24 protein-coding genes are annotated in these 25605 nt (G+C 57.9%); 13 read left to right on the forward strand and 11 right to left on the reverse strand.

From position 1 onward, the window contains the following. Nucleotides 1-179: 179 nt before the first annotated feature. From ABI171_RS17395 to ABI171_RS17415, 5 genes are all read left to right on the forward strand, one after another. Nucleotides 180-1424: an SfnB family sulfur acquisition oxidoreductase gene (locus ABI171_RS17395; protein WP_348093790.1), complete on the forward strand. Its 1245-nt coding sequence runs from the start codon at nucleotides 180-182 to the stop codon at nucleotides 1422-1424. A gap of 4 nt (nucleotides 1425-1428) precedes the next feature. Further along, the gene (locus ABI171_RS17400; protein ID WP_348093791.1) at nucleotides 1429-2637 is read left to right on the forward strand and encodes an SfnB family sulfur acquisition oxidoreductase; all 1209 of its coding nucleotides are present in this window, start codon (nucleotides 1429-1431) and stop codon (nucleotides 2635-2637) included. 19 nt (nucleotides 2638-2656) lie between these two features. Continuing rightward, complete coding sequence (locus tag ABI171_RS17405) at nucleotides 2657-4027, forward strand: LLM class flavin-dependent oxidoreductase (protein WP_348093792.1); 1371 nt, start codon at nucleotides 2657-2659, stop codon at nucleotides 4025-4027. Between the two features lie 114 nt (nucleotides 4028-4141). Continuing rightward, a complete protein-coding gene (locus ABI171_RS17410) occupies nucleotides 4142-4597 on the forward strand; it encodes an N-acetyltransferase (RefSeq protein WP_348093793.1) in 456 nt (151 codons plus the stop codon). A gap of 63 nt (nucleotides 4598-4660) precedes the next feature. Beyond that, on the forward strand, nucleotides 4661-5293 hold the full coding sequence (locus tag ABI171_RS17415; RefSeq protein WP_348093794.1) for a class I SAM-dependent methyltransferase: 633 nt from the start codon (nucleotides 4661-4663) through the stop codon (nucleotides 5291-5293). 193 nt (nucleotides 5294-5486) lie between these two features. Here the strand turns inward: ABI171_RS17415 and ABI171_RS17420 are convergent, their stop codons facing one another. The 5 genes from ABI171_RS17420 to ABI171_RS17440 all read right to left on the reverse strand — a co-directional run bounded on the left by ABI171_RS17420 (nucleotide 5487) and on the right by ABI171_RS17440 (nucleotide 9388). After that, the gene (locus ABI171_RS17420; RefSeq protein WP_348093795.1) at nucleotides 5487-5891 is read right to left on the reverse strand and encodes a hypothetical protein; all 405 of its coding nucleotides are present in this window, start codon (nucleotides 5889-5891) and stop codon (nucleotides 5487-5489) included. A gap of 63 nt (nucleotides 5892-5954) precedes the next feature. Further along, complete coding sequence (locus ABI171_RS17425; RefSeq protein ID WP_348093796.1) at nucleotides 5955-6212, reverse strand: hypothetical protein; 258 nt, start codon at nucleotides 6210-6212, stop codon at nucleotides 5955-5957. A gap of 8 nt (nucleotides 6213-6220) precedes the next feature. After that, complete coding sequence (locus tag ABI171_RS17430; protein ID WP_348093797.1) at nucleotides 6221-6553, reverse strand: winged helix-turn-helix domain-containing protein; 333 nt, start codon at nucleotides 6551-6553, stop codon at nucleotides 6221-6223. A 273-nt stretch (nucleotides 6554-6826) separates the two neighbouring features. Then, the gene (locus ABI171_RS17435) at nucleotides 6827-7486 is read right to left on the reverse strand and encodes a GDSL-type esterase/lipase family protein (RefSeq protein WP_348093798.1); all 660 of its coding nucleotides are present in this window, start codon (nucleotides 7484-7486) and stop codon (nucleotides 6827-6829) included. A gap of 276 nt (nucleotides 7487-7762) precedes the next feature. Then, a complete protein-coding gene (locus ABI171_RS17440; RefSeq protein ID WP_348093799.1) occupies nucleotides 7763-9388 on the reverse strand; it encodes a rhomboid family intramembrane serine protease in 1626 nt (541 codons plus the stop codon). Nucleotides 9389-9803: 415 nt separating this feature from the next. On the opposite strand from ABI171_RS17440, the gene ABI171_RS17445 reads away from it, so the two are divergent. After that, on the forward strand, nucleotides 9804-12809 hold the full coding sequence (locus ABI171_RS17445) for a beta-galactosidase (RefSeq protein ID WP_348093800.1): 3006 nt from the start codon (nucleotides 9804-9806) through the stop codon (nucleotides 12807-12809). A gap of 101 nt (nucleotides 12810-12910) precedes the next feature. Here the strand turns inward: ABI171_RS17445 and ABI171_RS17450 are convergent, their stop codons facing one another. Then, the gene (locus tag ABI171_RS17450) at nucleotides 12911-13714 is read right to left on the reverse strand and encodes an SDR family oxidoreductase (protein WP_348093801.1); all 804 of its coding nucleotides are present in this window, start codon (nucleotides 13712-13714) and stop codon (nucleotides 12911-12913) included. Nucleotides 13715-13843: 129 nt separating this feature from the next. On the opposite strand from ABI171_RS17450, the gene ABI171_RS17455 reads away from it, so the two are divergent. Continuing rightward, nucleotides 13844-14791, forward strand: coding sequence for a GlxA family transcriptional regulator (locus ABI171_RS17455; protein WP_348093802.1), 948 nt, complete (start codon nucleotides 13844-13846; stop codon nucleotides 14789-14791). A gap of 2 nt (nucleotides 14792-14793) precedes the next feature. Here the strand turns inward: ABI171_RS17455 and ABI171_RS17460 are convergent, their stop codons facing one another. The 3 genes from ABI171_RS17460 to ABI171_RS17470 all read right to left on the reverse strand — a co-directional run bounded on the left by ABI171_RS17460 (nucleotide 14794) and on the right by ABI171_RS17470 (nucleotide 16516). Then, nucleotides 14794-15201, reverse strand: a complete 408-nt coding sequence (locus ABI171_RS17460; protein ID WP_348093803.1) for a nuclear transport factor 2 family protein — start codon at nucleotides 15199-15201, stop codon at nucleotides 14794-14796. A gap of 109 nt (nucleotides 15202-15310) precedes the next feature. Next, nucleotides 15311-15700 carry a RidA family protein gene (locus tag ABI171_RS17465; RefSeq protein WP_348099335.1) on the reverse strand — a complete coding sequence of 130 codons (390 nt, stop codon included), beginning with the start codon at nucleotides 15698-15700 and terminating at the stop codon, nucleotides 15311-15313. A 90-nt stretch (nucleotides 15701-15790) separates the two neighbouring features. Next, a complete protein-coding gene (locus tag ABI171_RS17470; protein WP_348093805.1) occupies nucleotides 15791-16516 on the reverse strand; it encodes an SDR family oxidoreductase in 726 nt (241 codons plus the stop codon). Nucleotides 16517-16677: 161 nt separating this feature from the next. Here ABI171_RS17470 and ABI171_RS17475 point away from each other — a divergent pair, with 161 nt between their 5' ends. The 5 genes from ABI171_RS17475 (at nucleotide 16678) to ABI171_RS17495 (ending at nucleotide 21056) form a co-directional block, all read left to right on the forward strand. After that, nucleotides 16678-17577 carry a LysR family transcriptional regulator gene (locus tag ABI171_RS17475; protein WP_348093806.1) on the forward strand — a complete coding sequence of 300 codons (900 nt, stop codon included), beginning with the start codon at nucleotides 16678-16680 and terminating at the stop codon, nucleotides 17575-17577. 120 nt (nucleotides 17578-17697) lie between these two features. After that, complete coding sequence (locus ABI171_RS17480; RefSeq protein WP_348093807.1) at nucleotides 17698-18297, forward strand: TetR/AcrR family transcriptional regulator; 600 nt, start codon at nucleotides 17698-17700, stop codon at nucleotides 18295-18297. A 20-nt stretch (nucleotides 18298-18317) separates the two neighbouring features. Beyond that, the gene (gene map / locus ABI171_RS17485) at nucleotides 18318-19133 is read left to right on the forward strand and encodes a type I methionyl aminopeptidase (protein WP_348093808.1); all 816 of its coding nucleotides are present in this window, start codon (nucleotides 18318-18320) and stop codon (nucleotides 19131-19133) included. Between the two features lie 157 nt (nucleotides 19134-19290). Further along, on the forward strand, nucleotides 19291-20436 hold the full coding sequence (locus tag ABI171_RS17490) for a PA0069 family radical SAM protein (protein WP_348093809.1): 1146 nt from the start codon (nucleotides 19291-19293) through the stop codon (nucleotides 20434-20436). A 77-nt stretch (nucleotides 20437-20513) separates the two neighbouring features. Next, nucleotides 20514-21056 carry a GNAT family N-acetyltransferase gene (locus ABI171_RS17495; protein ID WP_348099336.1) on the forward strand — a complete coding sequence of 181 codons (543 nt, stop codon included), beginning with the start codon at nucleotides 20514-20516 and terminating at the stop codon, nucleotides 21054-21056. 67 nt (nucleotides 21057-21123) lie between these two features. Here ABI171_RS17495 and ABI171_RS17500 read toward each other — a convergent pair whose 3' ends face one another. Both ABI171_RS17500 and trxB read right to left on the reverse strand, forming a co-directional pair. Beyond that, nucleotides 21124-21768 carry a Smr/MutS family protein gene (locus tag ABI171_RS17500; RefSeq protein ID WP_348093811.1) on the reverse strand — a complete coding sequence of 215 codons (645 nt, stop codon included), beginning with the start codon at nucleotides 21766-21768 and terminating at the stop codon, nucleotides 21124-21126. Nucleotides 21769-21962: 194 nt separating this feature from the next. Beyond that, complete coding sequence (gene trxB, locus ABI171_RS17505; RefSeq protein ID WP_348093812.1) at nucleotides 21963-22919, reverse strand: thioredoxin-disulfide reductase; 957 nt, start codon at nucleotides 22917-22919, stop codon at nucleotides 21963-21965. Nucleotides 22920-23258: 339 nt separating this feature from the next. On the opposite strand from trxB, the gene ABI171_RS17510 reads away from it, so the two are divergent. Then, nucleotides 23259-25601 (forward strand): DNA translocase FtsK 4TM domain-containing protein, encoded by a 2343-nt coding sequence (locus ABI171_RS17510; protein ID WP_348093813.1) that lies wholly within the window; start codon nucleotides 23259-23261, stop codon nucleotides 25599-25601. The last annotated feature ends 4 nt before the right edge of the window (nucleotides 25602-25605 follow it).

Consider the following 25605-nt stretch of genomic DNA (forward strand, 5'->3'; position numbering starts at 1 on the left):
TGACTGGCCGCGGCTCCAGGCTTATCCTTTCAGCGTTTCTCCCTTCCTTCAGCATTTTCCGCATACTCTCAAGCGTTTTTCTTATTGGACGCGCAGCGTACCCGCACGCTATTGTTTCTCCTTGAGCAACTGACTTCGATCACAAGTTGTCGTCAACCGCGCCACAAAAGAGGTGATTCATGTCGTCTATCGCGACAACAGCAACGGATGCAAGCTCGGCAGACCTGTTACCCCGGGTCTTGCCGGCGCATCGCATAAGCGGTGACCAGGAAGCGCTGGATATAGCGCGCGAGCTGGCAGCCGGGTTTCGGGTCGACGCTAGCGCGCGCGACCGCGAACGGCGTTTGCCATGGGCGGAAATCGAGAAATTCTCCGCCAGCGGACTGGGCGGCATCACTGTGCCGCGCGAATTCGGCGGCGCTCAGGTTTCTTATCGCACGCTGGCAGAAGTATTTCGCCTGCTGTGTTCTGCCGATCCCGCATTGGGACAGATTCCGCAAAATCATTTCGGCATCCTCGGCGTTGTCGCCCACAGCGCCGACGCCGCGCAAAAGGTGCGCATCTATGCCGATGTATTGGACGGCCTGCGGATCGGCAACGCCGGCCCGGAGCGCGGCACCAAGAGCATCCTGGAGATGAAGGCGCGCCTCGCGGAAACCCCGAACGGCTATCGCCTCAATGGCAAGAAATTCTATTCCACCGGCGCCTTGTTTGCGCACTGGGTGCCAGTCAAGGCGCTGGATGACCAGGGACTAGTCGTGTTGGTATTCGTCAAGCGTGGCACACCCGGCCTGACCATTGTCGACGACTGGTCGGCGTTCGGCCAGCGCACCACCGCCAGCGGCACGGTGTTGCTGGAGAACCTGCCGGTGGCGGTTGAAAACGTGCTGCACCTGCAGAAACTGGCTGAGCAAGCCAGCATCCAGGGTCCGGTATCGCAACTGATCCAGGCCGCGATCGACGCCGGCATCGCCGAAGCCGCCATCGATGACACCATCCAGTTCGTGCGTACCCGTTCCCGTCCCTGGGCCGATAGCGGGGTCGAACGCGCCAGCGACGATCCTTACGTCATCCGCGACATCGGTGACCTGAAGATACGCCTGCACGCCGCCAATGCGCTGTTGGCCAAAGCCGCCGGCGCACTCGACCAGATTGCGACGGTAGCCATCGACGCCGATGCCTCGGCGCGTGCTTCGATTGCGGTCGCCAAGGCCAAGGTGCTGACCACCGAGATCGCTTTGCACGCCAGTGAAAAACTGTTCGAGCTGGCGGGTTCGGCGTCGACCCTGGCGGAGCATAACCTCGATCGCCACTGGCGCAACGCTCGCACCCACACCTTGCACGATCCGGTGCGCTGGAAGTTGCACGCGATCGGTAACTATCTGCTGAACGGCGTCGCGCCGGCACGGCATTCCTGGAACTGACATCATGACGACCCAATTCAATGCCGCCACCGGTCCGGTGGCGCGCATCCTCGACGATATCCAGGCCCTGGCCGCGGCCCGCGCGCTGGCGGCATCTTTCACCCGCGAAGCCAGCCAGCGCGACCGCGGGCGGCAATTGCCGCTGCATGAACTGGAGCAGTTCTCGCGTTCCGGCCTGTGGGGAATTTCCATACCGCGCGCCTATGGCGGCGCCGGCGTTTCGCATGTCACGCTGGCCGAAGTGGTCGCCACCATCGCCGCCGCGGATGGCTCGCTGGGGCAAATCCCGCAGAATCATTTCTATGCAGTGGAAATTCTGCGGGTCAACGGCAGCGAAGCGCAGAAGCGTTTCTATTTCGACCGTATATTGGCCGGCGAACGCTTCGGTAATGCGCTGGCAGAACTCGGCACGCGCACCTCGCAGGAGCGGCGCACCCGCCTGAGCAAGGATGGTGACGGCTTCCGTATCAACGGCCGTAAATTCTATGCGACCGGCGCTTTGTATGCGCACCGGATTCCGGTATCCGTGATCGATGACGACGGCGTCCAGCAACTGGCGATCGTCAAGCGCGATGCTGCCGGCGTCGAGGTCATAGACGACTGGTCCGGCTTTGGCCAGCGCACAACAGGCAGCGGCTCGGTAGTGCTCGACAATGTCTGGGTGACGGCGGAGGAAGTATTGCCGTTCCAGTCTGCCTTTGAACGGCCCACTTCACTCGGACCGGTGGCGCAACTGCTGCACGCGGCGATCGATCTCGGTATCGCGCGCGCCGCCTTGCATGACGCTGCAGTCTTCGTGCGCACCCGTTCACGCGCCTGGATCGACAGCAAAGTGGAGCGGGCGATTGACGATCCACTGACCGTACGCGAGTTCGGCGATCTGGCGGTGCGCCTGGCCGGCGCCGAGGCGTTGCTGGAACTGGCTGGCGCTGCGGTGGACGCGGCTGCCTGGGATTCCACGGTCGCCTCGGTGGCGGCGGCCTCGATTGCGGTAGCGGAGGCACGGGTCCTGACGACAGAGATTTCGCTTGCGGCCGGCAGCAAGCTGTTCGAGCTGGCGGGAACACAAGCCACACTGGCTGAATATAATCTCGACCGCCATTGGCGCAACGCCCGCACGCATACGCTGCACGATCCGGTGCGCTGGAAATATCACGCCGTCGGCAATTATTATCTCAACCAAAAAAATCCACCGCGCCATGGCGCCATCTGAGCGCGCGTTGCCACCACCTATGTCAAAGAAGCAAATCCGTCTCAACGCGTTCAACATGAATTGCGTCGGACATATCAACCATGGCCTGTGGACCCATCCGCGCGACCGTTCCACTGAGTACACCAGCATTGAATATTGGACCGAACAGGCCAAATTGCTGGAGCGCGGCAAGTTCGATGGTCTGTTCCTGGCCGACATCGTCGGCGTCTACGACGTCTATCAGGGCTCGGCTGATCTGACTCTACGCGAGTCGATCCAGCTGCCGGTCAATGATCCCTTGCTGCTGGTATCGGCGATGGCCGCCGTCACCAAACACCTCGGTTTCGGCGTCACGGTCAACCTGACTTACGAAGCGCCATATCTGTTTGCACGCCGCATGTCGACGCTGGACCACCTGACGCGCGGCAGGGTCGGCTGGAATATCGTCACCGGCTATCTCGACAGCGCAGCCCGTGCCATGGGGCTGAGCGAACAACCGGAACATGACGCCCGCTACGAACGCGCGGAAGAATTCATGCAGGTCCTGTACAAGTTGTGGGAAGGCAGCTGGGAGGAGGGTGCGGTACTGCGCGACCGCCAGCGCCGGGTCTTCGCCGATCCGGCCAAAGTACACCGCATCAATCATCGCGGCGAGCACTACCAGGTGGATGGCTATCATCTCAGCGAACCATCGCCGCAGCGCACGCCGGTGTTGTATCAGGCAGGCGCCTCGGACCGTGGCCAGCAGTTTGCCGCCGCCCATGCCGAATGCGTATTCATCTCCAGCCAGAAGCCGGAAGCGGCGCGCAAGCTGGTAAAGGAATTGCGCGACCAGGCGGAACTGGCCGGCCGTCGACGGGATGACCTGAAAATCTTCATGGGCATCTCGGTCATCGTTGCACCCACCGCCGTCGAGGCGCGCGAGAAATATGCCGAGTACTGCCGCTACGCCAATCCAGAGGCCGGCCTGGCGCACTTTGCCAGCGGCACCGGTTTCGATTTTTCCACCTACGGCATCGATGAACCGATCAAACCGGCCAGCAGCAATGCCATTCAGTCATCCGCCAAGGCTGTGACAGCAACCGATGCGGGCTGGACCGTGCGCAAGTTGCTGGATCAGCTGGCGCTGGGCGGGCGCTATGTCACGATCGTCGGTTCGCCTGAGCAAGTGGCAGATCAATTGGAGGCATGGGTGCGCGATACCGATATCGACGGTTTCAACCTGACGCGCACGGTAGCGCCGGAAAGCTTTGAGGATTTCGTCAATCTGGTGATACCGGAACTGCAGGCGCGGGGTTCCTACAAGCTGGACTACGAAGAGGGCACGCTGCGCGAAAAGCTGTTCGAATCCGGACAGGCGCAACTGCCGGAGTGGCATCCCGCAGCCCGTTTCCGGCAACCAGTCCGATAAAGTAATCGCCAGAACGCCATTGATTCAACGTAGGCAAGATGTCATGCTGTGCTTTCGTGTCGCCGCAACCGGACGGCAAGAAAGATCAGACGATTTCTTGGAGGAATGGCCCCTATGTCAATTACCGTGCGCCGCGCCGAAGCACAAGATCTGGCCGCTTTACAAAACCTGTTCCTGGCCGCGCGCCGCCAGACCTATACCTGGATGGACACCGGCGCCTTCTACCTGACGGACCTGGAACAACAGACACGTGGCGAAACCATCCTGGTGGCAGAAGACGACAATGAATCGCGAACGATAGCCGGCTTCATTTCGATGTGGGAACCTGAGTATTTCATCCATCATCTGTATGTCGGCCCGGGCCGGCAAAGAAAGGGAGTCGGACGCGCATTGCTGGCGGCGCTTCCTGGCTGGCTCGATCAAAAATATTCCCTGAAATGCCTGCTGCTAAATCATGCTGCGGCAGCTTTCTATCGTGCAACCGGGTTTGTGGAAGCAGGCAGGGGAGTGGGGGACGATGGCGAATACGCCGTGTTCGAATCAAGCAACGGTGTCGCCATAGGTACATGATCGCCTGCATGCTGTTCCAGTTCCCGCAGGCGCATTTTTCCCGAATGCGCTACAGTACGCTCCATGAAACTCTTACCTGAAGATCTCGAAAAAATCGCCGCTCTCACGCTGGAGCACTACAACCTGCGCGCGGAAGATTTCCGCGAAGGCACCCGCGATCATGATGTCAGCCAGAACGTTGCCGCTTTGCTGCGCCACATCAATGGCACGCCGCCGTTCACTATCCTGGACGTCGGCTGCGGCCCGGGCCGTGACCTGCGCACCTTTAGCAAGTTAGGGCACACCGCTATCGGTGTTGACGGCGCGGCCCATTTCGTCGGGATGGCGCGTAACGACAGCGGTTGCGAAGTCTGGCAACAGGATTTCCTGCAGCTCGATCTTCCCGATAATCGCTTCGATGGCATCTTCGCCAATGCGGCGTTGTTTCACATTCCGAGCCAGGAACTACCGCGCGTCTTGCTGCAATTACACGCTACGCTCAAACCTGGGGGCGTGCTGTTCAGCTCCAACCCGCGCGGCGGCAATGAAGAAGGCTGGAATCACGGACGTTACGGGAGCTATCACAATCTCTTCGCCTGGCAGGGCTTCATGGCGGAGGCCGGCTTTGTCGAGCTTGAACATTATTACCGGCCAGAAGGGCTGCCACGCGAGCAGCAGCCGTGGCTTGCAAGCGTCTGGCGCAAGGCGGTTTCATGAAGGATTAGGGTCTGGCCTTGCATTGATATATTTTTGTGACCGCGCTTTTCTTCGAATTATCTAACGAGAAAGTGGCGAATTGTGTTGGAAAAATATGCGTTTTCAAAGCCAAAACTTGTGGATTCAACTGCTGGATGCAACAGAATGATCTGCTCGCAGGTCAGGGATTTAACTTGGGTGCCTGACGCCTCTTTCAGCGCCATCGATCTCCACGCTTCTGCACATAGTATGCAAATACATAGCGCCAGGGAATAACAAAAGGAACAATCACGACCCACAAGATGGTAATGGCCATCGCCAAAGTTGCGTCGTCCATTTTTCCTGCCGACCACAGCGGAGCCGCCACGACGACCAGCCAGATCGACTTCCATGCCAATTCCCAAAGGAGCACAGGCAGCATCTGTAGTGGATACCGTAGTCCCAAGATCGAGAGAGTCCAAAAGGCGGCCAGCATGCACTGGACCACGCCTTCCATCAGTTCCCAAGGCTTGTGGTGGCGGATGAATCCTGGCCATATCACGACGGTGCCTAACCCCACGACGATAAGAAGGTACAGGGCTCTCAGCAAATATAGGCGAAATAACGATACGTCATTCATGCTCGTAACTCCTGAGTGCTGGTGCTTTTGAGTGGCGCCTGTTCGAAAAGGCTCGCCTATCCGTTATTCGACTTCCTTCAGAACCTTTTCAATTGCCGACAAGCGTGTCTTGACGTCCGACAGCGCCGCGTCGATGGAAGAAAGCGCCGTCGCAGTCTCGGCCTGAGCGGTCACCGCTTTTGCGGCTATCTGCCGATGAGCGTCGTCGCTGGCGAAGCGAGCCTTCGCCTGCTGGACCACCGAGAAGTAGCGCATGCCGAAGACGAGCAAAATCGTGCCGAGCAGGAGGCAGATTGTCAAAAGGTAGATGGTTTCGGACATGATGCCCTCTATTTTTCAAGATCGGTTGTAAGGGATTTCGCCGCCTCGGCAATCGCTGCCGGGGTGAGTTCGACGGCGAAGCTGGAAACCTCAAAGTAGTTAAGTGCTTTACCGTCCTGAGACAACTCAAGTTGACTCGTGACGAGACCAGCGCTTTCAAGCTTCTGAAGATGCAGGTGCAGCAAAGGGCGGCTAATGCCGATTTCGCGCGCAAGTTGACTGACGTAGTTGCGACCGCCAGTCGCCAGCGCGGCCATGATTCTCAGCCTGTGCGGATTAGCAAGCGCCGCCAGCATGGCCAGCAACTGATCCCCATTTTTTGAAAAGTTTTTTATTTTCACATGTCAACAATATATTACATGTGACAGGAAGTAAAGGAGAAATTGATCTCGGTCCAAACAGCGTCACGCGGCACTATTGGACTGCCCGTTTCGTGGAAGCCTTGATGCGGTGGTATGGAGAGCCGATACAATCATGGGCTGGGTTGCAGCGCAGACCCGCACTCGAATAGCTGCGCCGACGCTTTTTCTCACGCTTCACGGCTGGCGTTGCGGGTAGTCGGCAGGACCAGCGGACCGGCAATCAACGTCGGCAACGTAACGTCTTGGAGATCCTTATCGACTGAAAGAGTCGATCAAGGGACGAATTTTCCCCGCCCAAAGTAAGTACCCGTAGTCATTGAGATGTATGTGGTCGCTCGTTACATCGCTTCTTAAGCTTTGATTACGCGATAGAACCGAATTTAAATCGACGTAGTTGACGTTGTTTTCCCGGCAGAACAATGAAATGGCATGATTCAGGATTTCAATCTCCTTGTTCTTTGATTCCTGGTTCGGGACACTTATATACAAGGTGGATTGCACCGTTACTTTCGCTCCGGTATCAGCTAAAGCTGTTATTAAATTCTGATAAGTGGGGACTATTTGTGTCGCAGATTTCTCTCCCGCCAGGATGTTATTTACGCCAATCATCAGGAATATGTACTTTGCCCCTGTTGAACGAATGGTCGGCAAGCGATCGATGATACCAGTTACCGAATCTCCACCTATGCCGCGGTTTGCAACACGCATTGCCGGAAATAATTCAGACCAATGGCCACCTTCGGTAATACTGTCACCGACCATCACCACGTCATAGGTTTTTTTGTCGGCTTCAAACTCCCTGACCCGATCATCGAAATGTGGATAGTGACCGGCGCCGTGAGCTGGAGATGTGAATAGAAGCAATGCAATAACCAGAGCTCTGAAAAGCGGTGTGGCGGAGAGGATATTCATGGCGCTTTGCTGAAAATGGTCCAGCTGATCGGGGTCTGGTCTGGCAATAACACATTTCATGACCACACTTTTTTCGAATTCTCCAACGAGAGAAGTGGTGAATTGTGTCGAAAATATACTATTGCAAGACCAGATCCCGATTTCAAGACCTGGATTTCATCGTCGGGATTAACTTGCTGAAGAACTCAACGCCGCCCATGCGGCGACCTGTTAGCATATGAATCAATATCGGTGATCACTAGTCAGGTCTGAACCAGCGACCAATCATTGTTTCATCTATTCACAAAGTTTGCTCTTGAACAGCGCATCATGCATCGGCCCGCTCGACGATTTTGCGCACACCCGGAGCGCAACAGTCTTCGCTTCCGTCCGTTGACCTTTATCGAGCAGCACAAACGCCAGCATCGTCTCCATGCGTGATTCCAGATCAGGAGAAAATTTTGTTTCAAGAATTTCCTTTTCTTCCAGGCCGGTGCGCAACTCATGCACCACACCGTCGCTATCGCTCGCTTCAACCAAGGCAGCTGCACGAAAAAAATGGGCGCGCGGGTCTCTGGGATAGCGCGCCACCAGGTCGGCAGAATGCAGCTTCTTCTCGGCTGTGGATTCCGGTAGTTGATCGTTTGGAATCAACAGCTTATCCAGCGCATAATTACCGTAGTGTTGTGTGATGGGGGCAAGCGTAAAGACAAATGCTGCCAGCCCGGCACACGACAGCGCCGTTGCAAGTCCCGTGAGCCGTGGCAGCGGTTTTGTTATCGGCCAGGTTTTCAGCATCGCCAGCCCGAGCAAGGCGCCGCTTATCGCACCGCCCAGATGCGCGCCGAAATCGATGTGCTGGCCGGTTCGGCTGACCGCGAGAGGAATCATCGAGGGGATCAGGATTTGCAGCATGTTGATATGGATACGGCTGCGATTCGCGCCGTCCGGCAGCCGGAAACTGCACACGAACGCTGCCGCCAGCAAGCCCATGATCGCACCGGAGGCGCCCACGGAAACGATCGTATGCTGGTTGATCGCGAGCGACATGAGCGAGCCGCTCACTGCGCCCAGCACGAATAGTGCGAAAAACCAGGCTCTGCCGACCAGGTTTTCGAGCACGACGCCGGCCATCCACAGCGCCACGCCGTTGAAAATCAGATGAAACAAGTCACCGTGCAGCAGGGTTGCTGAAAAAATCCGGTACCACTCGCCGCCTTGGACAACTTTGTCATAGGTCAAGCCGCCTAGCGCAACCAATGTCTGCACGCTGGGCGCGAGCAAGCCGCTTGATGGTGCGACTGCGTATATTTGTTCCGCTGCAAAGACGGCCGCCAGTATCGCCAGCAGGCCGTAGGTCAACCATGGCCGGCCAGGAATCTGCACGGTGGCTTCCAGCGGCCGCATCATTGCATCGCCGACGCGCGGTTCCCGCATCATCTGTTCGATAAACGAACGCCCCACCATGCGTCCGTTAAATGGCGCATTGGTCCAGACGGTAGCGCTAGCACTGTCGATGATCCAAGTTGAGAGTACAGCTTTGGAAAAAACCGAACGGCGTTTGAAACCCTTCAACCGTGCGCGATCCGGATCGCCAATCGGCTGCTTTCCGATTTCCATTATCTGGATTGAAACCGGCATCTTGCTGCCATTGATCGAGCCAGAGTACTTCCGGCATTGCTTACCGATTTCTTCGACTGCTTCTGGCGCCATCTTGAATTGCCTGCCAGGGTTTGCTTCGCAATCGATGATGCAAATGATCTGGAAGCTCATGGCGCTCATGCCGGTCAGGATGATGTCGCTGGCCTCTGCGAGTGCGCTTGCCTCGGGCACCGTGCCAATGACAAGCCCTTTCTTTGCCATGTATTGCTTGGCCAGGTAAACAGCAAAGGTGTCTGGGGCAAGCGCATCTGGTTTTTCCACGGGTTTCTCGCTATCGGTTTGTTTTTGGATGGCAGCCGGCGCTCGGCATGCTTGCGTGTGCGTGTCAAAGATATCGTCGTATGTTGCCATGTAAAGATGGACGTCACAATATCTATCTTATCTTCTCAAATGGCAGGGAATGCCGACGATGATTGGAGGTGCATGGCTAACGGAGTCAGCGATGGCGCGCTGCCTGTTTTGTTGCAGCGCAGCTCGCCAATGATGCCGAAACCGGTATGCGTGCCATCTAAAAATTCATTGGATCGATTGCAACGCCGACACTACTATCTGCAGTCATCGGGACCGTGTGTCGGCATTGCCATGGGCGCTTGATTGTGACCTAGGCGGCGCTGCAATTTCATTTGACAGTTGCAAGGCATGCGCAGTGTCGCGACGACAAAAAAGGAGACCTGCAATGAAAAGACGAGATTTTCTAGGCTATGCCATAGTGACTCCATTGCTGACAGCTTGTGGCGCCGGCGGCAGCGATAATGCTTCATCCGCTGCGGCAGCTGGCGCGAAGGCTTCCGCAGTAGCGGCCGGCGCCACCGGCAACGCTGTGTTCGCCAGCGGCGGCAATCACACCCTGTCCTGGAACAGCGGCGGCAACTGGTTCATGGACGGCTCCGCGTTCCAGTTCTTCGGCGGCGAAATCCATCCGGCGCGTGTACCGTCCCAGTACTGGGATCACCGCATCAAGATGATCAAGGCGCTGGGTTGCAATACGATCTCGATTTATGTCATGTGGAACTTCCACGAACTGTCCGACGGCACATTCGATTTCACTTCGGCCGACAAGAACATCGGCCACTTCATTGATCTGTGCGCGCAAAACGGCATGTGGGTATTGTTGCGTCCAGGGCCTTACGTGTGCGCCGAATGGGATTTCGGCGGCCTGCCGCCGCGCATGCTGGCCGATCCGCAATTCAGGGATGGCTCCGGCAACCTGCAGATCCGCGGCAACTTCCCCAATTACATGGCTGCGGTGGACAAATGGAATACTGCGCTCTACAACAACGTGGTCAAAGGCCGTACCCTGGCCGCCGGCGGCCCGATCATGCTGGTGGCCGTAGAGAACGAATACACTTCCTGGTCGCCCGATGACGGCACGTATCCGAATGCGATTGCGCAGCAATGGACAACGCTCGGCTATGCGGAAAAATTCTGCGTATGCGATGGCTATGCCAGCGGCTTCAAGAACAACCATATCATTCTGCCGGCAAATACCGCCTATGGCATGACGGCGGACGGTTCCTCGGTCACCAACTACGCGACCGCCGCCAGCAATTATGGCGTAGGCACGTTTGGCGCGGAATGCTATCCCGGCTGGATCTGCAACTGGGGCGATGCCAACCAGACTTTGCATGTCGGCGACTTTGTTAACCAGATTACCGCGCTGACCAGTGCAAAATGTTCTTTCGTGATGTACGTTGCCCATGGCGGCAGCAACTTCGGCTTTACCGCCGGCGGCAACGGCCTTTGTTACCAGGCATGCCAGCCGGTGATGACTTCCTACGACTATGGTGCTCCGGTTTCCGAATCGGGCGCGGCGAACCAGAATTTCTATCCGATACAGGGAGCTTACGTCGCCAACGCTTCATATAACGTGCCGTTCTCTGTACTGCCTGCCGGCATTCCGCATATTGCGGATGGAGACGTTCCCGGCGTCGCCAGCAGCCAGCTCAGCTATAGCCAGTTCTTGCCCGGATTGACGCTGGGAATTCAGAATGCGCTGCCGCAAACCATCGAAGCGCTGGCCTTGGCCATGAACCAGAATCAGCCGGCAAGCAACGGCGTCTATCCATCCGGGGTGGCGGTTTACCAGACGGCTTTGCCTGTGGCCGGCGGCAACTTCAGCATCACTTTCGACCGCGCGCCAGACTACGCGCTGGCGTATGTCAATGGCGTGCGAGTTCCCAACCTGTTGCTGTGCACGGTGGCCGATGGCAAAGTGCCGGCGCAGGTTACCTCCTTCAACATCAGTAACGCCGCCCCTAATGCCACGCTGAAAATAGTCTGCATGTCGTTTGGCCGCACCAACTACGGCACGGTGATGAACAAGGAGGGCAGAGGATTGTCCGGCAATGTCTACGCCAACGGCCTCGCCTTGAGCAACTGGAGCATGGCGTTGTCGCCGTTGTCGGCGACGCAGATTGCGGGGTTGACCTTTAGCGCTGCCGCGCCTGCCAGCGACCAGCCTTTCTTTGCCAAAGCCACGGTGAGTATCGCGACGCCACAAGACATGTATATCGACATGTCTGCCTGGAGCAGCGGCTATGTATTCGTGAATGGTCACAATCTCGGGCGCTACTGGACTGCGGCGGGCCCGCAAACGCGGCTCTACTGTCCCGGCGTGTGGCTCAACAGCGGCGTCAATACCATCGTCGTATTCGAGTTCATCAAGGGCAGCGCAGGCAGCCTGAGTTTTTACGGCGAGAGCGGTTTGCCGCTGGGCGTCACCAGCCCGGCCAGCACCGCCGCGGTGTCGCCGCCGGTCGTCAACACCACGTATTTCCTGCAAAACGTCAACAGCGGCCTTTACCTGGACGTGCTGGCGGCGGTTGCCGGCTCGGCCTACACCTATCCCGGCGTGCAGCCGCTGACTGCGGCCGCGACGCAGGGCTGGACGGTCACCACCGATACCTACGGCAACCTGAAGATCGCCAACGCCAGTACCGGCACTGTGCTGGACGTGGCCAACAACAGCACGGCGCCGGGTTCCTCGGTTATCCTCTACAGCGCTAACGGCGGCGTCAACCAAAGCTGGCAAGCCACTGGAGTCAGTAGCGGCGTCTATACCCTGGCGGTCAAACAAAGCCAGCTGCTGCTGGACGTGAACGGCGCATCCAAATCGGCGACCTCGATTTCGTCCTCCGGCTCGGTCGCCAACATCCTGGCCAACTCCGCGGATAGTCCGAATCAGCAATGGCCCTTCAGTCAGCAGTGGCGCTTCATTCCCGCCCTGATCAACAACGGCATCTACACCATTACCAGCGCCCTCAGCAGCCTGATGCTGGGGGCTTATCAGGGCGGGACGGTTAACGGCACCCGGCTCGGGATCGCCGCTCCGACCGGCGGCCAGGAGCAGCAATGGCGCGTGACGATATCCAGCGGCGGCGTCTGGCAGCTGACGAATATCAAAAGCGGCCTGGTGATGGATGTTACCGGCCAGGGGACCGTTAATGGCACCGCGCTGGAAATCTGGCAGGGTAATGGTGGCGCCAACCAGCAGTTTGTACTGGTGCCGCGGGCGGATGGCGTCAGCTATGGAATCCGCGGCGCGCAGAGCGGACGGGTGGTGGACGACAACAACTCGGGCACCTCGCCCACCAGCTATGGCGGCAGCAACGTCTCCGCCATCACGCTGTGGGATGACAACGGCGGCGCCAATCAAAGCTGGAAATTTACCAAGGTCGGCTAGCGAGTGCGCTGTAACAGGGTAGCTAAGGCCGGGGCGTTGGCCCCGGTCGCAACCTTTGGCTTTGGCTGCAGGTTCATCGTGCTTCTGGCTTGTTCCAGATCTTACGTTGCAACGCGATAGCGCGCCGCAGGTTTGACATGCGACAAGTTCGGGCCGAGGGCGGCGCGCGCTTCTTCGAAACGTCTCCAGTCCGCCGGCTCCGGCAACGAAGGGATGGTCACCAGCTCGCCTTGGTCCAGTCCTGCCAGCGCAGCGTCGACCAGCGGCTCGACATCCATCACTATTTCGCTCGGAAGATGCTTTACCGGCAGGCCCGCGTTATCCCAGAACGCAGTGCGAATCGCGCCAGGCAGCACAGCCTGGACGGTCACGCCTTTAGCGGAGAGCTCTTTGTGCAGCGATTGCGTGAACGCCAGGACATAGGCCTTGCTGCCGCCATAGCTGCCGTTCAACAGCTCTGGCGCGAGTGCCGTGATGGACGAAATATTGATAATCGCGCCGTTGCCGCGTTTGACGAATGCTGGTGCGATTGCACGTGTCAAGCGGGTCAGCACGGTGACGTTCAGCGTAATCACGGCTTCCAGTTCGTCTGCCGCGGAGTCGACCAGGCTTTTTGTCGCTCCCGAACCGGCGTTGTTCACCAGCATGCTGATGCTTTCGTCGCTGGCTAGTTTCTCTTCCAGCGCCCGCAGTTCGCTCGGGACTGTCAGGTCGGCCTGGATGATATCGACTTTACGGCCTGTACCTTCTGTGATGGCAGCCGAGACTTGCCCCAGTTTTTCACGGTTTCTTGCGACCAGGATCAGGTCGTAGCCGCGATTGGCAAGCCGGTTCGCGTAGACGGCTCCGACGCCGCTGGATGCGCCGGTAATTACAGCCCGGCCTTTATTGGTATGGGTTGTCATTGTGCTTCCTCTTCAGATGGGCGCCGCGTTGTCAGGTCGGCGGTTAATGTTGACAGTAAGGTTGACAGAAGCAGTCTAGTGGTTTAATTTTTGGCCCAAGTGACATAATTCCCTCTAAATGGGCCAGTCGTGGAAAAATCAATTTCGTTTGTCGCCTTCGACGGCTTTCAACTGGTCGACATGGCGGCGGTGTCTGTCTTTGAACTGGCCAATGATCTGCCTGGCGGGCCTTACTACCAGATCCAGTTGTTGTCCGAGCACGGCGGGATGGTGCGCAGCTCCTCGGGAGTACAGGTGAGCAGCGCAGCCTTTGACGCGCATGAATGCGACACCTTGATTGTCGCCGGCTCGATGACGCCAACGGCATCGACGCCAGGTTTGCTGGCGTTTCTGCGTTTATCGGGCGCCGCTTCGCGCCGCACGGCAAGCATTTGCACCGGCGCCTTCGTGCTGGCCGAAGCGGGGCTGCTGGACGGCCGGCGCGTGACCACGCACTGGTGCGCGGCGCGCGAATTGCAACGCCTGTACCCCAAGGCCAGGGTTGAAGAAGACCGTATCTTTATCAACGATGGCCAGGTCTGGACTTCGGCCGGTATGACCGCTTGCATCGACCTCTGCCTGGCGATGGTCGAGCAAGACCTTGGCGTGGAAGCGGCGCGCGCCATTGCCCGGAAAATGGTGGTTTATCATCGCCGCAGCGGCGGCCAGTCGCAGTTTTCCGCACTGTTGGAACTGGAGCCGAAGTCGGACCGGATCCAACTGGCGCTGAGTTATGCCAAACGGAATTTGCATAAGGAATTGACGGTGGATGAGCTGGCCGACGCCGCCAGCCTGAGCCGGCGTCAGTTCACCCGCTCGTTTCGGGTCGAAACCGGGCAATCTCCCTCGAAAGCGGTTGAATCATTGAGGGTGGAAGCTGCGCGCGCCATGCTGGAGGAAAGCAACCATTCGGTCGACGTGGTGGCGAGGGAAACCGGCTTTGTCGATCCGGAGCGCATGCGCCGGGCCTTCCTGCGCACATTCGGGCACACGCCGCAGTCGGTAAAGCGCGCAGCCAAACTTGTTGCGGCGGCTTGATATTAACCGGCCGCTAACAGTGGAATATCGGTCAGGATTTTATTGACGATCAGCCACCGATCGTCATACTTGACCAGAGACAGGAAATTCACATAATTGAAGTCCATGAACGGGCAATGCACCTTGGCCGAGGCCAGCGTATGCGCCACATTGATTGAGAGCGTTTTCATGTTGAAGTCTTCGCCCGCCGCGTGAGGCGACTTCCGGTTTCCTACGCCTCCGATGTACTCATCGGCGGACTTTTGATAGGGAGCACCGCGTATTTCTCCGAACAGCGTCGCTTGTGGATGAAAAACGGATTTCAACAACGCAGTGTCGCCAAGGTAGATTCCTTGGAAATAGCGGTCAAGTACTGCTTCAATGGCTTGGATTTCGAGCCCGTCGGGAATCGAGGCGGGAATGTCTTTCATGATCGTGGCTCCTCTCGCTGCTTTTTTTGCGGATATATTTTCTGTGGTGCAAACAAATCTGGCCGATTGACATGCCGGGCAGCTAGTTGGCCGCCCCGCATGTTTCCTGTTAAGGCGCCACTTCAAGGATGACTTCCAGTTCTACCGGCATTCCCAAAGGCAGGCTGGCCACACCTGGCACGATCCGGCTCGAGGTCCGTTCCTTGCCGAAGACGCTCTCCAACAGCTCGGACGCGGCATCTGCCAGCTTCGGATATTCCCGGAAATCTGGCGCTGTTGCGACAAACACGCCGAGCCTGACTACGCGCGTCACCTTGTCCAGCGATCCAAGATACGCTTTTGCGGTTGCCAGCGCATTCAGGCAAGCCGTATAGGCAGCATCGCGGCCCGCTTCCAGGTCAAGTTCGGCGCCCAACCGTCCGAGGTGTTTCGGCTTGCCGCCGGCCAGCGGCAGCATCCCGGTAAGAAACAGCAGATTGCCTGTCTGTACCGCTTCCACATAGGCGCCCAAAAGGGGCAGGCGCCAGCGGCAGCGTGATGCCCAAATCCTTCAGCCGCTGCTCGGCCCCGGGCAGGGTGCCGCCGAGGCTCACCATTTGCCCGAGTGTGCGCCGCCATCGACGTGCAGCACTTCTCCGGTGACTGTCTTGGCTTCGGTCAGGTAGACCACTGCATTTGCGATATCCTGCACATCGGAAATCAGCCCCAGCGGTGACAGGGTAAGCAGGAAATCCTTCGGATTCTTTTCATGCAGCGGCGTATCGACAATCCCCGGCGCCACGTTGTTGAAGCGAATTCCTTCCTTTGCGTACTCGATGGCGAGGTTCCTGGAAATGGCATCGATACCGCCTTTGGTCACCATCGGGATCGACACTGTCATGCCGGCAATCGGATGCGAGACCAGCGATGTGGTGATGCCGACGACACTGCCACCCGACTTTTGCTTCAGCATCTGCCGTACTACATGCTGGGTGATATAGATATAGCCCTCAAGATTGGTCGACACCAAGGCCTTGAAGTCTTCCTGCGTGTAATCGATGAATGGTTTGACAAAAAACATCCCGGCGTTATTCACCAGGGCGTGGATGGCGCCGAATTTTTCAATGGCGACCTCAGTGACTTTCTTGGCGGTCGCTTCCTCGCCGATATCGCCATCGACCAACGCCAGCCGTTCCGATGGCTTGAAGGTATCGCGCTGGCTGATGCTGCGCGACGTCGCGACGACGTTGTATCCGCGGTCGATGAAATTTTTTACCAGGCCTGCGCCGATTCCCTGCGATGCGCCCGTGATGATGACTGTCTTGATTTTCTCCATGATATTTCTCCTGGATTCAGATGGGTTGAACGGTTTTATCTTTCATTTGATCTCTCGTTAAAGGCGATCGAATGGCGTGAGAAGGAGAATGAACCTAAAGCGTTGGCTTGATTAGATGGAAAAATGTAGAATTACTTTTCCATTTATGGAAATATAGGCATATGGCAGACTTAAACGACATTGCAATATTTGTGAAGGTCGCCCAATTCGAGAGCTTCAGCCGAGCGGCCCATGCGCTAGGCATGCCCGTATCCACGGTCAGCCGCCGCGTGTCCGAGCTCGAGCAGCAGCTCGGGGTCACGCTGCTGCAAAGGACCACCAGAAAACTGACGCTGACGGCGCAGGGGGTGGATTATTTTCATCAGTGCAATGAACCGTTGAATATCCTGGCCGATGCGGAAAGGGTGTTGAAGCAGACACAGGAAAATCCGGAAGGAACGCTGAAAATCACGGTTCCCGTCGTGCTCCGCGAGCAAGCCTTCATGGATTTCATTTCCGCTTTTCTGAAGAGCTACCCGCGTATCAAAATCGATTTATTCATTAGCAACGAATTCATCAATCTGGTTGAGCAGAACGTCGACGTCGCCATTCGCTTCGGCGATCTGGAAGACTCCACGCTGATCGCGAAAAAGCTGGGCGCCGGTGTGCGTTATCTGGTGGCTACGCCGGAATATCTGGAAGGCCGCGCAATTCCCGCCAAGCCAGATGATCTGAAAGCCCATCAGTGCGTGCTGCTGAACGGTAAAAACGGTGAAGCGAAGTGGGATCTGGCTAGCGGCCGCAAGCGTATTTCGGTGGAGGTGGCGGGATCCGTATCGAGCCGCGATTTCAATTCGGTCAGTTTTTTTACGCATCGCGGACACGGTATCGGACTTCTGCCGCTCAATTATTGCGAAGAATTACTGAAGAACGGAAAGCTGGTTCGCATCCTGCCACAATGGTCGTCGGTACAAATACCGGTGCACGTTTTATACCCGACCAGGAAATTTTTGCCTGCAAGACTGTTGGTGTTTTTAGAGGCCCTGAAATCTTGGGAAAGTCCCTTCTGGAGCAAGGATTAAATCAATCGTGCCGGCTAGCGGATGCGGGACCGCTTCTCGCACGTGGCAGGAACACTGGTAAACAAGACAAAGGATGCGGCATCATTTGACAAATCCAAATGGAATCCGTATTCTATTTGGATGGTCAGACTCGCAAAATTTACCGAAGACAATATTATCGATGCCGCCATCGAAGTGGCAGCGCATTGCGGTGTGGCCGCCGTCTCCATCTCCGCCATTGCCGGCAAGGCCGGGGCGCCGACCGGATCGGTGTATCACCGCTTTGAATCGCGCGGCGCCATCCTGGCGCGTGCCTGGCTGCGCGTGAAGGCGGATTTCCGCAAGGCTGTAGCCTGCCACTGGTCTGAAGGCAATACCTGGGCCGCGGTTGCCGGTTTCCTGCAATGGTGCCGCGACAAACCCTTGTACGCCAAATTCCTGCTGCAATGTGAAGACTGTCCTGTATTCAGCGAACCGCTTTCGGCTGAGCTGAATGCCGCGCTGGAAGCCGAGCAGGAAGCACTGGACTTATGCTTCAGGCAATGCCTGGCCCATGTACAACAAGGCCGCAAGGAAGCCGGCGCTGAAACGGAAGCTGTTTTGCGCTTTACGCTGTTCTCTTCGCCGATCGCCATGATCAAACCATACCTGCTGCAAGACCTGAACATTCCCGCGCGGATTGACGATGTCTTGCGCGCCTCGCACGACGCCGTGGTTGCGGCGCATGCGGGCGGCACATAATTACATTGAGATAAAAACAGATGCGATACTCCACCCAGAAAGAACACGGAAAACATATACGCCTGCATGATGCAGAGCATTTTGAACAGATGCGGATTGCAGGGCGCATTGCCTCCGACACGCTGGACCGTATCGCGCCGCAGGTGCAGGCTGGCATTTCCACGGCCGAACTGGACCGGCTATGCGAGGAGTTCATGCGCGCCGCAGGCAGCATACCTGCCACCATCGATTACCACGGCTATAAGCATGCCAGCTGCATTTCGGTCAACCATGTGGTCACACACGGCGTCCCTTCCGATACCAAGATTCTGAAAGCAGGCGACATCGTCAATATCGACGTCACACCGAAGATTGAAGGCAACTGGCACGGTGACACCAGTCGCACTTTCAAGGTGGGCGCGGTTTCCATCTTCGCCGGCCGACTGGTAGACGTTGCCTACCAGTCCATGATGGCAGGCGTGGCGCTGGTCAAGCCCGGCAACACGCTGGGCGACATAGGCGCTGAAATAGACGGCATCGTCCGCGCTGCGGGATTTTCTTCGGTACGGGATTTTTGCGGGCACGGTGTGGGGCAGGTATTCCATGACACGCCGCAGGTAAGGCACCAGGGCCAGCGTGGCGCCGGCATCGTGCTGGAGCCAGGCATGTTTTTTACGATAGAACCCATGGTCAACGCAGGCGACTACCAGGTCAAGGTACTGGGCGACAAATGGACCACCGTCACCAAGGACCATTCGCTGTCCGCGCAGTTTGAACATACGGTGGCAGTCACCGAAGACGGCGTGGAGATATTCACGCTGTCGGCCAGGGAACGGGAAGAAAGGCGGATTGCCTGATCAGACGGAGACCTTAGCGGCTGCCCGCAGTTTTTACTTCATAGTGCCGGAAAGGCCGGCCTGATATGGGATGGCATCTGCATAATTTTCCATTGTAATTGCAAAATATCTGGATTGCGCTAATATACTGTATATATGTACAGTGATTGGTGTTGTGATGTCAGGTATTCAAACAAAGCGTCCTCCTCAGGTAATTCAATTCCACGGCCCCAATGTGGCGCGCAAAGGCCGTGGCGCGACCAATAACATGCAGGGCCGTTATGAAACCGATCAACGCGAGGACTTCGACGATGGTTGGAACGCCGCCGAGGACGAGCTGTCCGAGGCGCCCGCTTTACGGACCGTGGTGACCGAGGAGCAGGCAAAAAGCATCCTGAGCCGCAATGCGTCACCGGACCTGCCGTTTAGCGTTTCCCTGAATCCGTACCGAGGCTGCGAGCACGGCTGCATCTATTGTTTTGCGCGACCTACGCATAGCTATCTCGGCTTGTCGCCCGGGCTGGATTTCGAGAGCCGGATTTTTGCCAAGGTGAATGCGCCGCAAATTCTGGTGCGCGAACTGGCCAGGCCGTCTTACGTGCCGTCATCGATTGCTATCGGCGTCGCCACCGATGCTTATCAGCCATGCGAGCGCGAACTTGGTTTGACGCGCCGCATCCTGCAGGTATTGCACGACTGCGAACATCCGCTGGCGATGATTACCAAGTCGTCGCTGATCGAGCGTGATATCGACCTGCTGGCGGCGATGGCGGCCAAGAAGCAGGCGGTGGCTGCGGTCACCATCACTACGCTTGATCCGGCCATTGCGCGCACGCTGGAACCGCGCGCCGCGGCGCCGGCGCGCCGTTTGCGCACCATTCGCACGCTGGCGGATGCCGGCATCCCGGTCAGCGTCAGCATTGCGCCGCTGATTCCTTTTATCAATGAACCGGATCTGGAGCGCATCATCGAGGCGGCGGCGGATGCCGGCGCGGTGCGCGCCAATTACATCGTGCTGCGTTTGCCTTGGGAGGTGAGTCCGCTGTTCCAGCAATGGCTGAATGCGCATTTTCCCGATCGCGCCAAAAGAGTGATGAACCATATCCGGGAGATGCGCGGCGGCGCTGATTACAATGCCGATTTTGCTACGCGCATGCGGGGCGAAGGCATCTGGGCCGACCTGCTGCGGCAGCGCTATGAAAAAGCGGTGGCGCGTTTCGGGCTGCTCCAACGGGGCTCGTTTTCGACGCTGGATGCCTCGCAGTTCAAGCCTCCGCAGATATGCGTGGAGCAGAAATCGAAATTGCAGATGGATTTGTTTTAACGATGTCTTTGAGACGGAGGTAGATTGATATGGAGTCGGCGATGACGGCTGGATACGAACTCTTTCGGAGAAATCGGGTGGCGGATTACCGCGTCGAGTTGGCGTCGGCAAGCGATGTCGAGGCCTTGGCCGAGGTGGAGCAAGCAGCGGCGACGCTGTTCCCCGAGCGGCTGCTGCCCCTGCATTTACGTGGCGAAACGGTGGCGTGCGAAAAATTGCTGGCGGCGCAAACGGCCGGCATGTTGTGGGTGGCAAAAGATGCGGCAAACTCGGTGCTCGGGTTTGCTTGCGTCGCCATGCACGGCGCTGTCGCCAGCCTGTCCGAGATCGACGTCCTGCCTGCCTATGGCGGCCGAGGTATTGGCAGCGCCTTGCTGGCGGCAATCATCGCCTGGGGAAAGTCGCGCGGGATTCCGACCTTGTACCTGACCACGTTTCGAGAATTCGCCCCAAGCCAGGCGCTGTATCGCAAGTTCGGCTTTGTGACGCTAGGTGCGGTGCCGGACTTCCTGGTTGCCGCGCTCAGGCAGGAAGCCGCAGCGGGGCTTGCGGAGCGGGTTGCCATGCGGCTGACTTTTTCCTGCGGCAAGGCGGGGAAATCCTGCAAGTCGCGTGACTGAATTTATTTGTTTGCCGACTATTTATCAGACGTTGATTTGTTGATGGCGGGGCGGCGGCGCAAGGCGTTCAAGACTGGCCTTTCAACAAAACCAGCAGCGCTCCCGAGCCGCCCTCGGCAGCAGTGGCTTGGCAGAAGGCGAGTACTTCATCCTTCTGCACCAGCCAGTTGCGCACCTTGGACTTCAGCACGGGTTCCTTGTTGACCGAGCCCAGGCCCTTGCCGTGGATGATGCGCACACAGCGCCAGCCGCGCTTGGCGGCCAGACGCAGGAATTCGGCCAAGGCTTCGCGGGCTTCGTCGCGCCGCAAGCCGTGCAGGTCGAGCTGCTGCTGGATGGTCCAATGGCCGCGGCGCAGCTTGCGCATGACGTCGGGGGCGATGCCGTTGCGGGCAAAACTGAGCGTGTCGTCGGTGTCGAGCAGGGTTTCGATGTTGAAATCGTCGGACAGCGATTCCTCCAGCGCGGCTTGTTCGTCGGCTAGGTGCTGGCGTGCGATCGGCAGCGGGCGCGGCGTGACTGGAGTGAATTTGGGCGGTACGGCGAGCGGTTTGACGTTGCCGATACTGCTGCGGAATATATCGGCGTCGCGCCGCGTTTCCTGTTCGCGGCGCTTGGCCTCAGCCGCGGCGGCCTGGCGTGCTTCATCCTGCGCCTTGATGTCCTTGCGCAGCGATTTGAGAGCGCTGAAATCTTTGATCGGGCCGGCCATGATGTGTGTTTCTGAGAAATTTTTGGGTAATCGTTAAGATGAATTCGATTAACTCCCGTTGCGTCATTTTCGACCGAGTCATTCCCGCGAACGCGGGAATCCATTTTTAGTTGTCTGATGTTCTACCGTAAGTTGGATCCCCGCTTTCGCGAGGATGACGACGTTTTTGAGATCGGTGCGACAGGCTGAGTGCTTCAATCTTCCAGGAAGCGCTGGGCGTCGAGCGCAGCCATGCAGCCGGTGCCGGCGCTGGTGATGGCCTGGCGGTAGATATGGTCTTGCACGTCGCCGGCGGCGAATACGCCTGGTACGCTGGTGGCGGTGGCCATGCCTTCGAGACCGGTTTTGGTCTTGATGTAACCGTTATACATCTCCAGCTGGCCGTCGAAAATGCCGGTGTTCGGCTTGTGGCCGATGGCGATGAAGACGCCATGCAGCGTGATCGGCGTGATGCTGCCGTCGGCGGTCGACTTGACGTTGATGCCGGTAACGCCGCTGGCGTCGCCGGTGACTTCTTCGAGCGTGTGGTTGTACTTGATCACGATCTTGCCCTCCGCCACTTTGGCGTTGAGGCGGTCGACCAGGATCGGTTCGGCACGGAACTTGTCGCGGCGATGGATCAGGGTGACCTTGCTGGCGATGTTGGACAGATACAGCGCTTCTTCGACTGCGGTATTGCCGCCGCCGACCACCGCGACTTCCTGGCCGCGGTAGAAGAAACCGTCACAGGTGGCGCAGGCGGAAACGCCTTTACCCATGAAGGCTTCTTCCGACGGCAGGCCAAGGTACTGGGCCGAGGCGCCGGTAGCGATGATCAGGGCGTCGCAGGTGTATTCGCCGTTGTCGCCGATCAGGCGGAATGGTTTTTCCGATAACTTGGTGGTGTGGATATGGTCGAAAATGATTTCAGTGTTGAATTCTTCCGCATGCTTGAGCAGGCGTTGCATCAGTTCAGGACCTTGCACGCCATGCGGATCGCCAGGCCAGTTTTCGACATCGGTGGTGGTCATCAGCTGGCCGCCTTGCTCGACGCCGGTGATCAGCACCGGTTTCAGGTTGGCGCGCGCGGCGTAGACGGCGGCGCTGTAGCCCGCAGGTCCGGAACCGAGGATCAATACGTGGGCATGCTTGGCGGGTTTGGTAGTAGTCATGGAAGGCCTTAGGTAACAAATATCGGGAGCGTCATAGGCTCGATGAATGCAGGTTTATGCACGCTTGTGGCGGATAAATAGTGTCAAGATCATCAATTTACGCTCAAAAACTCGGTAAGATTATAGTCGAGCTACCGGCCCCACGCGTGCAGCGCATCGAAATTCACGGCCAGGTAGCTTGTTTTTTTGCTCATGTTTCAAATGGAAACATCAAACACTGGTTATATATATAGGTATTGGGTGCATAATTTCAACTTGCCATGCAAGATTATGGATAGCATTTGATAATCGTAAGCTGCAATCAATGAGAGCCTCACATAAGCAACACTCACCGGATTTATGACTAGAACAAGCCAAGCCTATACCCGCAACACCAAACAGCAAGAGAAGCAGCCCTTGCCGAGCCGTCTGGTTCGTCTCTTGTATGAGGCGCGCTGGATCATTTATGCGGTCCTTACCAGCTATCTGATCATCATTCTTGCCAGTTACTCCAAATCCGACCACGGCTGGTCAAGTTCCGGTTCGGGGGCGGTCCTGCACAACTGGGGCGGCCATGTCGGCGCTTACATGGCGGATTTGCTGCTGTTTGTCTTCGGCGCTTCCGCATGGTGGTGGTGTGCGCTGTTGCTCCGCACCTTGTGGCAAGGCTACCGCCGCATTTCGCATCGTTTCCTGGTAGAGAAAAACGCCGAGCCGGAACATCATCAGGAGGGCCTGATCCGCGGCGCCGGTTTTGTCTTGATCCTGATCGGCAGCATGGGCATCGAATACACCCGTATGTACACGATGCACATGCAGTTGCCGCGTGCGCCTGGTGGCGTATTGGGGCAACTGATCGGCAGCGGCGCGCAAAACGCGCTCGGGTTTACCGGCGGCACCTTGTTCCTGTTGTTGCTGTTTGCGCTGGGCATCAGCCTGTTTTTTCATGTCTCGTGGCTGACGGTGGCTGAGCGCATCGGCGCCGGCGTTGAAAACGGCGCGCTGTGGCTGAAGAATCTATATGTTGCGCGCCAGGACCGCAAGGTAGGGCAGGTCGCCGCCGTCAAGCGTGAAGAAGTGGTGGTACAAGAGCGCGCCAAGATCGTGGTGGCGCAGCCGATCCGCATCGAGCCGCAAATCGTTGCCGTGCCGAAATCCGAGCGGGTGCAGAAGGAAAAGCAAACCGCCTTGTTCGAAGATCTGCCGGATACCAATCTGCCGCCTTTGTCGCTGCTGGATGAAGCGCCGCCGGCGCAGCAGACCGTGAGCGTCGAAACGCTGGAGTTCACCAGCCGCCTGATCGAGAAAAAGCTGTCCGATTTCGGCGTCCAGGTAACCGTCGTCGCGGCGCATCCGGGGCCGGTCATTACGCGCTATGAAATCGAGCCGGCAACCGGCGTCAAGGGTAGCCAGATAGTCGGCCTGGCGCGTGACCTGGCGCGTTCCTTGTCGCTGACCTCGATCCGTGTGGTGGAAGTCATTCCCGGCAAGATGTACATGGGCCTGGAGCTGCCGAATCCCAAACGGCAGATCGTGCGCCTGACGGAAATCCTCAGCTCCAAGGTGTATAACGACGGCGTTTCCAGCCTGACCATCGCGCTCGGCAAGGACATCGCCGGCCATCCGGTGGTGGCGGACCTGGCCAAGATGCCACACTTGCTGGTGGCGGGTACCACCGGTTCCGGTAAATCGGTGGGGATCAACGCCACCATCCTGTCCTTGCTCTACAAGTCCGATCCGAACCAGGTGCGGCTGATCCTGATCGATCCGAAGATGCTGGAACTGTCGATCTACGAAGGCATCCCGCATCTGCTGGCGCCGGTAGTGACCGACATGCGCCAGGCCGGCCATGCCCTCAATTGGGCGGTCAACGAGATGGAACGGCGCTACAAGCTGATGTCGAAGCTGGGTGTGCGTAACCTGGCGGGCTACAACCAGAAGATCATCGACGCCGACAAGCGCGAAGAGAAGATCCCGAATCCGTTCAGCCTGACGCCGGATGCGCCGGAGCCGCTGGAAAAGCTGCCGACCATCGTGGTCATCATCGACGAGCTGGCCGACCTGATGATGGTAGTCGGCAAGAAGGTAGAAGAATTGATTGCGCGGATTGCGCAAAAGGCGCGCGCCGCCGGTATTCACTTGATTCTGGCGACACAGCGCCCATCTGTAGATGTGATCACCGGCCTGATCAAGGCCAATGTGCCGACCCGGATCGCGTTCCAGGTCAGCAGCAAGATCGACTCGCGCACGATTCTCGACCAGATGGGGGCGGAAGCGCTGCTGGGCATGGGCGACATGCTGTACATGCCGCCGGGTACCGGCTTGCCGATCCGCGTGCACGGGGCCTTTGTTTCGGATGAGGAAGTGCATCGGGTGGTCGATTACCTGAAGGAACAAGGTGAGCCGAATTATGTCGAAGGCATATTGGAAGGCGGCGTGCTGGAAGAAGGCGCCGATGGCGCTATCGGCGGCGGCGCGGCCAGCGGCGGCACCGAAGGCGACGAATTGTACGACCAGGCGGTGGCAGTCGTTCTCAAGAACCGGCGCGCTTCGATTTCCTTGGTGCAGCGCCATCTGCGCATCGGCTACAACCGTGCGGCGCGCTTGCTGGAGCAAATGGAAACAAGTGGACTGGTCTCAACCATGCAATCCAACGGCAACCGGGAAATCCTGGTGCCGGCGGGGAACAGTAATACGGAGTAAAACA

The organism is Collimonas sp. (assembly GCF_039923675.1).
GTDB lineage: Bacteria > Pseudomonadota > Gammaproteobacteria > Burkholderiales > Burkholderiaceae_D > Collimonas.